14 protein-coding genes and 1 tRNA gene are annotated in these 12359 nt (G+C 54.9%); 7 read left to right on the top strand and 8 right to left on the bottom strand.

Annotated features, from left to right (window positions below; translation table 11 throughout):
* Positions 1–23: 23 nt before the first annotated feature.
* Positions 24–593 (top strand): DoxX family protein, encoded by a 570-nt coding sequence (locus SIB68_RS10875; protein ID WP_063400889.1) that lies wholly within the window; start codon positions 24–26, stop codon positions 591–593.
* A gap of 41 nt (positions 594–634) precedes the next feature.
* On the opposite strand, the gene purH is transcribed toward SIB68_RS10875, so the two are convergent.
* A complete protein-coding gene (gene purH, locus SIB68_RS10870) occupies positions 635–2188 on the bottom strand; it encodes a bifunctional phosphoribosylaminoimidazolecarboxamide formyltransferase/IMP cyclohydrolase (RefSeq protein WP_063400890.1) in 1554 nt (517 codons plus the stop codon).
* 60 nt (positions 2189–2248) lie between these two features.
* On the opposite strand from purH, the gene SIB68_RS10865 reads away from it, so the two are divergent.
* A complete protein-coding gene (locus tag SIB68_RS10865; protein ID WP_063400891.1) occupies positions 2249–2854 on the top strand; it encodes an alpha/beta hydrolase in 606 nt (201 codons plus the stop codon).
* Positions 2855–2869: 15 nt separating this feature from the next.
* Here the strand turns inward: SIB68_RS10865 and SIB68_RS10860 are convergent, their stop codons facing one another.
* Positions 2870–3238: a DUF3155 domain-containing protein gene (locus SIB68_RS10860; protein ID WP_011131226.1), complete on the bottom strand. Its 369-nt coding sequence runs from the start codon at positions 3236–3238 to the stop codon at positions 2870–2872.
* A 430-nt stretch (positions 3239–3668) separates the two neighbouring features.
* Here SIB68_RS10860 and SIB68_RS10855 point away from each other — a divergent pair, with 430 nt between their 5' ends.
* Positions 3669–4808 (top strand): sensor histidine kinase, encoded by a 1140-nt coding sequence (locus SIB68_RS10855; protein WP_063400898.1) that lies wholly within the window; start codon positions 3669–3671, stop codon positions 4806–4808.
* On the opposite strand, the gene cobS is transcribed toward SIB68_RS10855, so the two are convergent.
* Complete coding sequence (cobS, locus tag SIB68_RS10850) at positions 4768–5550, bottom strand: adenosylcobinamide-GDP ribazoletransferase (RefSeq protein WP_081215554.1); 783 nt, start codon at positions 5548–5550, stop codon at positions 4768–4770. The genes SIB68_RS10855 and cobS overlap by 41 nt on opposite strands.
* A 92-nt stretch (positions 5551–5642) precedes the next feature.
* Between cobS and tgt the strand changes: the two genes are divergently transcribed.
* Complete coding sequence (gene tgt, locus SIB68_RS10845; protein ID WP_063400900.1) at positions 5643–6761, top strand: tRNA guanosine(34) transglycosylase Tgt; 1119 nt, start codon at positions 5643–5645, stop codon at positions 6759–6761.
* Between the two features lie 30 nt (positions 6762–6791).
* Positions 6792–6935, top strand: coding sequence for a photosystem II reaction center protein K (locus SIB68_RS10840; RefSeq protein WP_011131230.1), 144 nt, complete (start codon positions 6792–6794; stop codon positions 6933–6935).
* A 14-nt stretch (positions 6936–6949) separates the two neighbouring features.
* On the opposite strand, the gene SIB68_RS10835 is transcribed toward SIB68_RS10840, so the two are convergent.
* From SIB68_RS10835 to SIB68_RS10815, 5 genes are all read right to left on the bottom strand, one after another.
* On the bottom strand, positions 6950–7693 hold the full coding sequence (locus SIB68_RS10835; RefSeq protein WP_063400902.1) for a WecB/TagA/CpsF family glycosyltransferase: 744 nt from the start codon (positions 7691–7693) through the stop codon (positions 6950–6952).
* 175 nt (positions 7694–7868) lie between these two features.
* Positions 7869–8873, bottom strand: coding sequence for a Gfo/Idh/MocA family protein (locus SIB68_RS10830; RefSeq protein ID WP_041375225.1), 1005 nt, complete (start codon positions 8871–8873; stop codon positions 7869–7871).
* A 36-nt stretch (positions 8874–8909) separates the two neighbouring features.
* A complete protein-coding gene (locus SIB68_RS10825) occupies positions 8910–10193 on the bottom strand; it encodes a hemolysin family protein (RefSeq protein WP_011827073.1) in 1284 nt (427 codons plus the stop codon).
* Between the two features lie 15 nt (positions 10194–10208).
* Positions 10209–10281, bottom strand: a tRNA-Ile gene (locus SIB68_RS10820).
* Between the two features lie 12 nt (positions 10282–10293).
* Positions 10294–10908 carry a hypothetical protein gene (locus SIB68_RS10815; protein ID WP_063400907.1) on the bottom strand — a complete coding sequence of 205 codons (615 nt, stop codon included), beginning with the start codon at positions 10906–10908 and terminating at the stop codon, positions 10294–10296.
* On the opposite strand from SIB68_RS10815, the gene pyrE reads away from it, so the two are divergent.
* Together pyrE and SIB68_RS10805 are read left to right on the top strand one after the other, a co-directional pair.
* Complete coding sequence (gene pyrE / locus SIB68_RS10810) at positions 10908–11498, top strand: orotate phosphoribosyltransferase (RefSeq protein ID WP_063400909.1); 591 nt, start codon at positions 10908–10910, stop codon at positions 11496–11498. The genes SIB68_RS10815 and pyrE overlap by 1 nt on opposite strands.
* Positions 11495–12346 carry a YgfZ/GcvT domain-containing protein gene (locus SIB68_RS10805; protein ID WP_063400911.1) on the top strand — a complete coding sequence of 284 codons (852 nt, stop codon included), beginning with the start codon at positions 11495–11497 and terminating at the stop codon, positions 12344–12346. Before pyrE ends, SIB68_RS10805 begins: the two co-directional genes overlap by 4 nt.
* Positions 12347–12359 lie beyond the last annotated feature (13 nt).

The following is a 12359-nucleotide window of genomic DNA, read 5'->3' as shown; positions in this document are numbered from 1 at the left end:
TCTAAAGTGCTCACCTGCAATCCATGGTGATGATGGCCGGCTCCGAAACCCCTAAAGCAAAGGGATCTGACTCTGACCTAGGACCTCAAGCCAGTTCATCGTCAGAATCGATTAACTACTTCTCCGAATTTGGAATTCTCATACTCCGGCTCGGGGTCAGCATTTTGATGGTCCACAACGGATTAGAGAAGCTCCAAAATCCAGAAGGCTTCTCGGAATTTGTCATCAGCCAACACCTTAACTTCTTACCAGGCGACCCTCTGCTGTGGACGTATGCAGCAGCTTTAACAGAAATCATTTGTCCAATTGGAATCGCGTTCGGACTTGCTACTAGGCTATGTGCGCTTGGCCTTCTATCGACAATGGCTTTTGCGATTACATACCACTTATTTGATACTGGCCTGCAAGGATTCCCCTTCGCCGTGGTCGAAAACCATAGCTATGCCTTTGAATTGTCTGGTGTTTATGCAACTACTTTCTTTTACTTGCTTTGTGCAGGGCCAGGGCGCATTTCACTTGCAGCAAGGAACAAAGCCAAAGCAAATTCAGTCAGAATGAAACTCATCAAGGAAATCAACAAAGTCAAAATATAGGCAAACAAATTGGCTCGATATTAGCTTTGATTATTACTAACTTAATGCAAGAAGTGGCGCTTTCCCGTCAACACCATTGCCAGACCAAAATCATCGCAAACAGCGATTGAATCTGCATCACGCTTGCTCCCTCCAGGCTGGATTACGGCACAGATGCCATGGTTAGCCGCCAAACGCACCGTGTCGTCAAAGGGGAAGAAGCCATCACTAGCCAAAACAGCACCCCTGGCTTGATCGCCAGCTGCCTCAAGGGCTAGTCGCGCCGAGCCGACTCGGTTCATCTGGCCCGCTCCAACTCCGAGACTCTGGCCAGCACGAGCCACCACGATGGCGTTAGAGCGCACATGTCTCACCAGGCGCCATGCAAAGGTGAGATCCTCGTTTTCTTCAGCATTAGGCGAGCGTTTGCTGGCCACAGTCCAACTGGTGGGATCAATCGATTGATCGTCTTGGTCCTGCACCAACACCCCGCCGAGGATGGTGCGAATGTGATCACGACCAGCCGCATCAATGGCACCTGGTGCCAGTTCCAACAAACGTAAGTTGGCCTTGCTGGCAAGGATTTCCCGAGCTTCTGGTTCAAAGCCTGGTGCCACAACACACTCCAAGAACAAACTGGTGAGCTCCCGAGCAGTCGTGGCATCCACCAATCCATTCAGAGCCACGATCCCTCCAAATGCACTCACCCGATCCGCATCCAAGGCACGGCTTAAGGCCGACGCCACGCCAGTGCCAATCGCGACGCCACAAGGGTTGGTGTGCTTAACCACCACGGCAGCATCTTGAACAGCTTGTTGAGCGCCATCCGTGCCATATCCAAACTCCCGAACAGTGGCCAGGGCAGCTTCCAAATCAAGCAAATTGTTGGTACTGAGCTCCTTGCCCTGCAACTGAATGGCACCGCCCCAACCCTGCTTCGGAGCGCTGTACCAAGCCGCATGCTGATGGGGATTCTCGCCATAGCGCAGCCTCTGCCTAAGGGGAATAGCCTCAAGCCATTGGGAAGCTTGCTCAGTCAGCCGCTCGCCCATCCAATGGCTGATGGCCACGTCATAGGCAGCGGTGTGCTCAAAGGCTTCAAGGGCAAGCTCACGACGGAGCTGGTCATCCACACCATCACTTAAAGCCACTAGGAATCTGTCGTACTGATCCGGCCTCGTGAGCACGGCCACATGCGCATGGTTTTTTGCCGCCGCTCGCACCATGGCGGGGCCACCGATATCAATATTCTCAATTGCAGTTTCCCAACTCACCTGCGGATTGGCCACTGTTTCCCGAAACGGGTAAAGGTTCACCACCACTACATCAATGGGAGGGATCTGATGCTGCTCCAGATCGACCTCATGATCAGGGTCGCCCCGCATCGCCAAGATGCCTCCATGGACACGAGGATGCAGAGTCTTCACCCGTCCTCCAAGAATTTCCGCAGCACCTGTGTGCTCAGCAACCCGCGTCACGGGCAGACCAGCATCCTCCAGCACTTTGGCTGTGCCACCACTGGAAAGCAGCTGAAACCCATGCATGCGATGCAAGGATTCCGCTAGAGGCACAATCCCATGTTTGTTTGAAACGCTCAACAAAGCGATGGGAGCCATGGCAGCAGAGACGAAAGCATTCCGTGGGCCAACCTACGCAGCAGCGATACAACCCCTACCGTGAGCGACAACCTTCTCCGCGACATTCCCAAAGGTGCTTACTACAGGCTTGTGCTGCTGCATGGCTGGGGTGCAGATGCAGACGATCTGATGCCCCTTGGCCAAGAGCTCTGCCAAGTCATCGAGCCTCCCGTAGAACTAGTGGCTCTACGAGCACAACAACGTCATCCTCAAGGTCTGGGCCGGCAATGGTATGGACTCTTTCCAAGCGACTGGGCAGCCGTTCCTGATGCGATCTCTCAACTTCAGGCTCGCTTGAAAGCCCTGGAAACCCCAGAAATTCCTCTACAAAGAACGGCTTTGCTGGGTTTCTCTCAAGGGGGAGCAATGGCCCTGGCGAGTGGTTGTGATCTACCTCTAGCAGGCCTAATCGGCTGCAGTGCATACCCACATCCAAATTGGGTAGCTCCAAGCATTCGCCCCGCTGTGCTTCTCCTGCATGGGCGCCAAGACGACGTAATTCCCTACGCCGCCTCTGAACAACTCCTCAAAAGCCTAAAAACAAGCGAATTGGAGACGGCATTAGTGAGCTTCCAAGGGGGCCACTGCATTCCGGGAGAACTAATCCCCCGGATGCAACAGGCCTTGCACTCTTGGTTCAACTAAGGAATCGCTTTCTCGTCAAACGAAGGCGTACTCATACTCCTCGATCTCCTCCCAGTCGTCGGAAGTCAGTTCAAGGCCTTCAAACATGACCTCTTCCCCAACGGAGTCAACGATCAAGCGCAAAGAGGGGAAGAGAAAATGGTTCTCTTCAGCGTACTGAGCACTAAACAATCCTTTCTCGCCCCAGAAAAAGCGATCAGTGGTGTGTTCGTTACGACGAACATTAAGGATCGCTGGTGAGACCAAACCAGATTCGGCGATGTAACGACGAGCTGCCGTCACAGGCTTGTATTCACCGGTTTCGAGATGGAAAGTAGGCACATGAGCCAACACCCGTTGACCAGCCAATCGTCTGCGGCTGATCCGCTTGCGCTTCTTAGACATAAACGGGAAACTCCTGTATAGGAGTGCGATGGAGAGAGGAACGGGGCGGCTTAGGACCGTCCTGCAAATAGCGCTCAAGCACGATGCAAGAGCATGAAGATGCCCAAATGTCAGCAAGCCTTACTCAGGGAATCGCAGCAGAGCTACAACACCCTGAGGGATCACTTTCAACATGATCGGCCGAGGCCGAGGATCCAACAGAGGACGCATCTACCTCTGCTGTAGCTTTGGCGACACGATTTGTGCAACCTCTGCTGTGGCTTTGGTGACACAATTTGTGCAACCTCTGCCTTGTCCGACTTTGAGCTACAGCCTCTGGGCGAGGCTTTCAAGCCAATCGACGCTCAAATTTTAATACTTTTTTCAGAATTTACAAGGTGTCATTCGTATCAGCCTCTTGGTGTCGGTGTCCAGAGGCACATCGCTCGCCATGAAGCTGTCAAACCGTTTCCTCAATCTGGTGAAGCAACAACTCAGCAGCTTCGAAGCGGAAGCTCCACTAGAGAAGCTTGTGGTCTATATCGCTCAAACAAGAGACGGGCGCGCCCCCAGCCTGGAAGCCGTAAGTCAGTGGCCCGCCACAGGGAACAAATCCCTGCCACCTGTAGAGGCAGACCCTGAGCTTCGTGCACCCTCACCTGATCGACGCTGGTACCCGCTTCAAGAAGGAACGATCTTGCTTGGAGTACTCAGAGCCGAAAAACCCCTCTCTTCGCCATCCTGGCCCACCCGCCTAGACCTACGGCTGCTTGCTACTGCGAGTGCCATCACCCATTGCCTCAGTCTTGAGCTTGAGCGCGCCAGGCTGCTTGGCGAGCTGGCCGAGCAACGGGAACAAATCAGCCTGATGGTGCATCAACTGCGCAATCCGCTAGCCGCGCTTCGAACCTATGCCCAACTCTTGATGAAGCGCCTAGAGCCCGATAGTCGTCACCGCAACTTGATCAAGGGTCTGCTGAGCGAGCAAGCACAACTAGATCGCTATATCTCCAGCCTCGACCAGATCGGCCAGGACAATCTGCCCATCCAACCAAGCATCAAGGCCCCATTGCTGCTGCCTCCATTACTGCCACAAGCCACTGATCTCACTATCAAATCCTTACTAACACCACTGATCGAACGCGCCATAGCCACATCAGCCTTGCAAAAACGCCCTTGGCATGGACCCAGCCAATGGCCTGCCTGGACTGAAGAGCTACGTCCTTCAGGAGATGGAGTGGTCGCTGAAATCGTGGCCAACCTGCTGGAGAATGCTTTCCGCTATAGCCCTGCAGGACGCCCTATCGGCCTTTGCCTGCAACAAAACGGAGTATGCGTCTGGGATGGAGGTGATCCCATCAACAAGCAAGAGCGTGAGCGCATCTTCAGCAGAGGCATTCGAGGCCAAAGCAGTGGCGATCGTCCCGGCAGCGGCCTTGGCCTAGCCCTGGGACGCCAACTGGCTGAAGATTTGGGGGGTTCGCTGCAACTGATCACCTCTCCAGCGAACCTTGATCCAGCCCTTCCCAGCGAAGGGAATGCCTTTCTGCTCAGCCTGCCGGCAGAAACACCGCCAGCAACAGAAGCGTGATTGTTTCCACCAGCACGACTGAAGCGCCATAAGAGTCCCCGCTATGCCCACCAAGACGACGTCCAAGCAGTTCAGGCACTAAAAACGCCGGCAAGACACCCACACCAATTCCTGCCATCAAAACCATCTGACTGGGCCACCCCACGATCATGAGTGAAGGGACAACCGTTAATGCCAAAAGCAGCACTACGCATGCTGGCAATGCTTCCTGCCATCCCTTGCGATAACGACGATGAAAGGATGCGGTGCCAGCCTGCCCCTCACGCAAGTAAAAGAAGCGCGCCATGGCCCAAAGCGGCGCACAACGCCCCCAAAAGGCAGCAATCAGCAAAGCCAAAGGGGCTAGAGAACCAAGCCGAAGTAGGGCTGCAATCTGAAGTAACACCACCACAAGCAGAGCCTGGACTCCACTAGCTCCAACACAGCTGTCGTCCATAGCCTGCAGACAGCGCTCGCGACCAGCCGCCAGACCATCGGCCGTGTCCATCAACCCATCAAGGTGAAGACCACCCGACAGCCAGGCACCCAGCCCGATGACCAAAAGTGCCACTGCCGAGGTCGGCCAATCGGCACGGATCAAGACAAGCCAAAGGAAAGACTGCAGTCCTCCCAGCACCAATCCGATCCAAGGAGCAAATCGAGCAATCCGTTCAAAACGTGGCTTCAGCCCTGGCCAAGCAGGCAATACGGAGTAGAAAATCCATGCTCCAGTCAAATCCCGGAGCCAAAGGGGAGCGCGCAAGATCTCCAACCTCCAGCCAAAGGCAAAGCCCAACGTAGGGTCATGATCGGCCTGGTGCCCTGTGGCGCTGAAGTATCGCCGTAGCACTAGCCGTGTTTGATTTTCAGATCAACGCCCACTGTTCACACACACGTGCTCGCGTTGGCTGCTTCCGCACTCCTCATGGTTCTGTCAACACACCTCGTTTCATGCCTGTGGGCACGTTGGCAACGGTGAAAGGCATCACAGCCACTCAACTGGCCGACACCGGAGCTCAGATGGTGTTAGCCAACACCTATCACCTCCATCTTCAGCCAGGCGAGGGGATCGTGGCCGATGCCGGTGGCCTGCATCGCTTCATGGGCTGGGACCGCCCACTGCTTACCGACTCAGGTGGCTTTCAGATTTTCAGCCTGGCAGACCTGAATCGTATTGATGATCACGGGGTCGTTTTTCGCAACCCTCGTAATGGCAGCCAGATTGAACTCACGCCAGAACGCGCCATCGAAATTCAAATGGCCCTTGGCGCTGATGTCGCTATGGCCTTCGACCAATGCCCCCCATACCCAGCCAGCGAAAGCGATGTGGAGGCTGCCTGTAAGCGCACCCATGCATGGCTGGAACGCTGCTCGAACACCCATCAACACACAAATCAAGCCCTATTCGGCATTGTTCAGGGAGGATGTTTTCCCCACCTCAGAGAGCAAAGTGCTCAAATCGTGGCCAGCTTTGATTTGCCTGGCATCGCCATCGGTGGCGTCAGCGTGGGTGAACCGGTTGAAGACATTCATCGCATCGTGCGCCAGGTTTCTCCTCTGCTTCCCCAGGATCGCCCCCGCTATCTGATGGGGATTGGCACCCTGCGAGAAATAGCGATTGCAGTTGCCAGCGGTATCGATCTATTCGACTGTGTGCTGCCTACCCGCCTGGGAAGACATGGCACAGCGCTTGTCGCTGGCGAGCGCTGGAATTTACGCAATGCCCGCTTTCGTGAAGATCACACACCCCTAGATCAAAGCTGTACCTGTACAGCCTGCCGCAATCACAGCCGGGCTTATCTGCATCACTTGATTCGCAACGAGGAGCTCCTAGGACTCACGCTTCTAAGCCTGCACAACCTCACCCAGCTGATCAGATTCACCTCAGCTATTAGCCAGGCAATTCAAGATGACTGTTTTTCAGAGGATTTCGCTCCTTGGCAACCGGACTCAGCAGCACATCACACGTGGTAACGTCCATGAAACGCAGCTGAGCAACTAGGGATGGCAGCCTTCACTCTCGATCTGATGGCCCAACTGCCAGAGGCCTATCAGGCCTACGCTCCCGCAGTGGATGTTCTTCCACTCATCCCCATTTTCTTCTTCCTGCTTGTCTTTGTTTGGCAAGCATCTGTGGGCTTCCGCTGAAGCATTCATTTCAATCAACGCTTTTTTCCTCGACGCCATACCTCCCAGACGAAGGTAGGCAGACAAAGAATGCGATTCCATCGGCTGGGCTCTTGGCCCAACCGATAGAGCCATTCGAGCCCTAACTGACACATCCATTCGGGGGCTCGCTTTTTCATGCCAGCCCATACATCGAAACTTCCCCCAACACCCATCCAGAGGCCTGGACATGCCCGCCTTACGCGCGCTATCCATGTTTCTTGACGGGGAACTCCTAGAGCCACAAGCACAAGATCAGGATGCAAAACTCTCAACTTGGCTTCCAGGCCAGGCCAAGCATCTTGGGGTTGATAACCATGCGAAGACATCACAAGTCGCATAGCAGGCAGGTCTTGCTTCAGGAGTTGCCTCAAACGATCCATGACCTGCGGGGTTGCTCCCACTAGGGCCACCTTCCAATCATGAGCCTCTGCATAGGCAAGTAACGAACGTGCCAGTTCAATGCCAGGACTGCGCGGCACCACAACTCCCTGACGCCTCAGCGCCCAAACCACGCCAATCCCATCTGGGATGACTAGATCTGCCGCGGCAATAACATCACCTAGCAGGGGATTCTCTCTAGCCGCCATCGTCATCTCCGCATTAAGCGTGACGATCTGGCCACCACCACGAGCATGCAAACCAATCGCCGCAGCCTGAACATCGCGGCATGCATCCACTGGCACACCTAGAACACTTCGACGGTATTGATCGCTCGGTGCGGTGCTTGTTGATTCCATCAGCGAGACAACTGAGATTGAAAATTTAGTGCTCTAAACCTTGAACGCAATCGATGGAGTCCAAAGCCCAATCGCCACAAGCAAGCGAATGGAGCAACAGCCGATTTGCAAAGAAGCCCCTGAGAAAGTAGCGCTGTGCGAGCCGAGAGTGTTGGACTGATTTGTTCCTAACGACTCAGATGGGCTCCTCCAAGGAAAGCCCCATGCCGGGGTGTTCGACGGCATGTTCAATCAGGTCAGCCAAACGCAGCGCGCGCGAAGCCTGCTCCCCATCCACGGCTGGTGTCTCACGACCTCGCAAACACTGAAGAAAATGCTCCAACTCGGCATAGAGAGGCTCAATAGAAGTCGTGCTGACCTCTTCGATAAAACCGTCATTGCGATACAACAACTCACCGTGATCGGCTGAATACCACTCATGAGCACGACGATGTATATGCAGGGTGTGGTTAAGGAAATCAGTCTCAACAAGACTGCCCCGACAATGAGCACTGAGACTGCGAATTTTGCGGTGGCTCATCTTGCTAGCCGTGAGGCTAGCCACCACACCATTGCTGAAGCCAAGCGTGGCATTGACGTAATCGATCGGGCCCTCAGCAGTGCGCCCTCCTGCAGCAGCCAGACCTACCACCGGAGCACCCGCCAGCTCAAGAACCAAGTCGAGGTCATGAATCATCAGATCAAGCACCACCGACACATCATTGGCTCGGTCACCATGGGGGCTATGGCGACGAGCCTCAAGAACCACCACCTCCTCATTTTCCACCACCTTGATCAACTCTCGAAAGGCAGGGTTAAAGCGTTCAATATGGCCAACCTGCAAGAGCCGTCCAGCCTTATTCGCCGCCACAATCAATGCGGATGCCTCCTCCTGACTGGCCGCAATCGGTTTTTCGATTAACACATGCAGGCCTGCCTCCAAGCAGGCCTGCCCGACCTTGTGATGGAGCAATGTCGGCACAGCAATGCAGACCGCTTCGACCTCGCCTAGCAAGCTGTGGTAGTCAGGGAACCAATCGCATCCAAACTGTTCAGTTGCCAGCTGACCACGCTCAGGATCGGGATCAGCGACTGCCACCAGCTGCGCATCCTTAAGCAGACTGAGCACACGGGCATGATGCCAACCCATATTGCCAATCCCGATCACACCGACCTTCACCGGAACCATGGGATCGGTCATCGGCAGGCCATGGCGCATCGGGGAAATTATCAACGATCATTCCTCAGTGTGATCGTGACTGGGAAGAATCAGTCGCACACGCTCGATACGAGGACCCTTCATCGTTACGATCTCGAACTGCAAACCATCGCAGCGCAAGGCCTCTCCAGCAGAAGGTATGTGTTGCAACTTTTCAAGCAGAAAGCCAGCCAAGGTGTGATGTCCATCAGCTTCAGGCAAGTCCAGATTGAGCTGTCGATTGAGCTCAATGATCTCAAGATCTCCTGCAACCATCCATGTGTCTGACTGACCCTCAATTAGCTCAAGATCCGGCTCATCGTCGTCTGCATGGGGCTCATCGCCAACGATCTCACCAGTGAGATCGGCAGCTGTAACCAATCCTTCGGTGCCGCCATGCTCATCAACGACAAGCAGTAGCGGCTGTCCACTTCGGATCATCGGCAACAATTCAGCCAAAGTGCTGGTCTCAAGAACCCTTACAGCTGGTTCTAAAAAAGGTTCAAGCGGAGATTCTGCCTGCAAAGCACCCCGGGAGATGGGTTCCGCCAACCGACGTAAATCAAGCACACCCCTGACATCATCTAGGGACTGACCGATCACTGGAAAGCGCGCATGGCGGGTGCTATGCACCACTCTCATCAGTTCAGCGAAGCAGACCCCAACAGGCAAGGTGACCATGCCAGAACGTGGCACCATCACCTCTCTAACTTGAGTGTCGCGCAAGGCGAAAACACCTTCAAGGATGTTGCGCTCATCAGGACGAAGGCCTGTTACACCACCAATTTCGATCAGAGACTCCAGCTCACCAGCAGAGAGAGCAGGAACGAGAGAATCCCAATGTGCATTCAAACCAACCAGCCGCAACATCATCGAAGCGACAGCTTCCAGAAGAGCCAAAAGGGGAGCAAGCACACGCATCACCATCTCCAACAATGGAGCGAGGTTTAGAGCTGAAGCCTCTGGACGGTTCAGCACCCAGGCCTTAGGAAGAAAACCAGCCAACAAGGTGGCCAACACCACAAGCAGCAGAAAAAGCCCCCCGTCCAACCAGCGACTAGCAGGATCAGCTAGAGGCCACCAGCGATGTCCAACACCACGGCCAACCCAGCCCAGGGCTACCAACGCCAGCATTCCACCCAATTGAGACACCATCAACGCCCTCCTCAAACGGCGCTGAAGACGATGAACGGCGGAAGCTCCGGGCTGCTGCTCTTCCACTAAAACCTGTACTCGACTAGGCCGCAGCCGCAACAAGGCAACCTCTCCAGCAGCGAAAAAAGCCGGTAGAACCAGCAATACAGCCAGGAAAAGCAACCTCATTGAATGAAGAAAATATGGGGGTCGCGAGGATCGAACTCGCCTTAGGCGAATTATGAGTTCGCTGCATTCACCAGATTGCTAGACCCCCTCAATCACGGATCTACCACATGCCACGGATAGGAGTGAAGGCCTCAGGCGCCACATTCATCTCAGGACCATCCTCCACCATGACAATTTCTGAAGGAACATCCCCCGCAAGGCTGTTGTCAAAACCGCTGGAGATATCAACAGTTCGCCAAGGTAGGGAAGGGCTCTGCTCTTCTAGAAGCACCTGATAGGTGTTCTGCACAGCAGAACCATCCCAGATGATTGTCTGATCAGGGAAACCAAATCCCATCAAGCGATTGCCCTCTTGACCGGCCACAGCGATGCCGAGCATATCCGTGAGCTGATGAAGCACATCCACACCCCGGGCATAGGGAGCTGTCCAACTGTAAAAACGACGTTCGATTAAGGCCCCAGTGGATTCCAGCGGTCCACATTGGCTCACCTCCACAGGGCCCTTCGACGACTGATTGGCATCCGGTGCTTCAAGGGTCGTGGTGCAAACCACAGGCCTCGCCCAGGCCAAACCGCCACCCCATCCAGTGACTGCCAATGGTGTCACCAGGGCCAAACCAAGCATCCTTAGCTTATGGAAGGACACCCAAGCCATAACTGCAAAAAACACGACTACGCGCAAACTAGGCAATGAATCCTTAACGCACCAGCCCAATGAGCCCTCTTCCCCCATCGGCGGAGGCCTGCCGCGATGAGCTGCTCAACCGGCTAGCGCGAGAGGCCTACCGCCATGGAGACTTCACCCTGGCCTCTGGTCGCCAAAGCAACCACTACGTGAACTGCAAGCCAGTCAGCCTCAGTGGATCTGGCCTGGCGTTGCTAGGCCTGGCGTTACTCAAATATGTAGAGCCCGATGCTGTTTGTGTAGCTGGCCTCACCCTCGGCGCCGATCCCTTGGTGAGTGCAGTGGCGATGGCAGCAGCACAAGCGGAACGCACTCTCAATGCGCTAATCGTGAGAAAGCAAGCCAAAGGCCATGGCACCGCTGCTTGGCTTGAAGGTCCACTACCTCCCAGAGGTGCACGCATCACCGTTTTGGAAGACGTTGTCACCACAGGCGGATCGTCACTCAAAGCCGTGCAACAGCTGCGTGAGATGGGCTATCTGGTGAGACGCGTCGTCACGATCGTCGATCGACAAGAAGGTGGTGAAGAAGCCTTGAATGCTGCTGAGTTAGAGCTTGTCAGTTTGTACCAGCTCAATCAGGTCGCTGAGCGGGCCAGACAGCTGGAGACGGAGACATGAGCAGCTCGAGCAAGCAACGCTGGGACGCCCTTAAACCCCTATTGAGGCTGGAAGGTTCTGGTAGTCGAGACTTTCTTCACGGCCAGACCAGTGCCGATCTGCTGGCTGCCGAAACAGGCTCCCTGCTGCGCTGCTGCTGGCTCACCGCCACAGGAAGGGTGCGGGCGCTGTTGGAGATTCGTCTGGATGAAAGAGGTGCAGATGTGCTTGTTCTCGCCGGCGATCACAACGCCGTCGCGACGGGATTTGAACAGGTGATCTTCCCTGCAGACCAGGTTCGACTGAAGCCGATCAAGCCAATTCGACGCCTGCAGATACTGGCCCAACTCAAACAGGAGCAAACTCCTGAGGTGGCCTGGCTGCTGCCAGACGAACCACTGCCAAAGCAATGGGCTGCTATGCAGCAGGCCAGTGCAGATCAAATTGAAAGCTGGCGACTCAAGCAAGGCCTGCCCCTTGAACCTGGTGAAATCAATGGCGATACAAACCCGTTTGAACTGGGACTAACCGCATGGGTGAGTCTCAGCAAGGGTTGTTACTTGGGGCAAGAAACCTTGGCCAAGCTGGCCAACAGCGGTGGTATCAAACAACAACTGCGCTACTGGCAAGCCAACCGCCCGATTCCCGTAGGCCAAAAACTAATCAATCTTGAGCCAGAGACAGGTGTCAACAATCGAGCAGGGGTCATTACTTCAGTGATGCAAGACCAAGACTCAAGAGGCAGCTATGGCTTGGCCTTGGTGCGCCGCAAGTCGCTAACAGAGGCTGAACTATGCCTGGCGGAAGACTCAACAAGAGTGCGCCTCTCCATTCCTACGGGATTTGTGACTCCACCCATGAATGAATGAACATGGCTTGACG

It is taken from the genome of Prochlorococcus sp. MIT 1323, assembly GCF_047304905.1.
In the GTDB taxonomy this organism is placed as follows: Bacteria; Cyanobacteriota; Cyanobacteriia; order PCC-6307; family Cyanobiaceae; genus Prochlorococcus; species Prochlorococcus marinus_D.
This window is presented reverse-complemented; position numbering and strand designations above follow the sequence as displayed.

Excerpts from the sequence above, each read along its gene's own strand:
- SIB68_RS10875 (WP_063400889.1), top strand. The coding sequence starts at position 24 with ATGGTGATGATGGCCGGCTCCGAAACCCCTAAAGCAAAGGGATCTGAC.
- purH (WP_063400890.1), bottom strand. The coding sequence starts at position 2,188 with ATGGCTCCCATCGCTTTGTTGAGCGTTTCAAACAAACATGGGATTGTG.
- SIB68_RS10860 (WP_011131226.1), bottom strand. The coding sequence starts at position 3,238 with ATGTCTAAGAAGCGCAAGCGGATCAGCCGCAGACGATTGGCTGGTCAA.
- SIB68_RS10855 (WP_063400898.1), top strand. The coding sequence starts at position 3,669 with ATGAAGCTGTCAAACCGTTTCCTCAATCTGGTGAAGCAACAACTCAGC.
- SIB68_RS10840 (WP_011131230.1), top strand. The coding sequence starts at position 6,792 with ATGGCAGCCTTCACTCTCGATCTGATGGCCCAACTGCCAGAGGCCTAT.
- SIB68_RS10835 (WP_063400902.1), bottom strand. The coding sequence starts at position 7,693 with ATGGAATCAACAAGCACCGCACCGAGCGATCAATACCGTCGAAGTGTT.
- SIB68_RS10830 (WP_041375225.1), bottom strand. The coding sequence starts at position 8,873 with ATGACCGATCCCATGGTTCCGGTGAAGGTCGGTGTGATCGGGATTGGC.
- SIB68_RS10825 (WP_011827073.1), bottom strand. The coding sequence starts at position 10,193 with ATGAGGTTGCTTTTCCTGGCTGTATTGCTGGTTCTACCGGCTTTTTTC.
- pyrE (WP_063400909.1), top strand. The coding sequence starts at position 10,908 with ATGAGCCCTCTTCCCCCATCGGCGGAGGCCTGCCGCGATGAGCTGCTC.
- SIB68_RS10805 (WP_063400911.1), top strand. The coding sequence starts at position 11,495 with ATGAGCAGCTCGAGCAAGCAACGCTGGGACGCCCTTAAACCCCTATTG.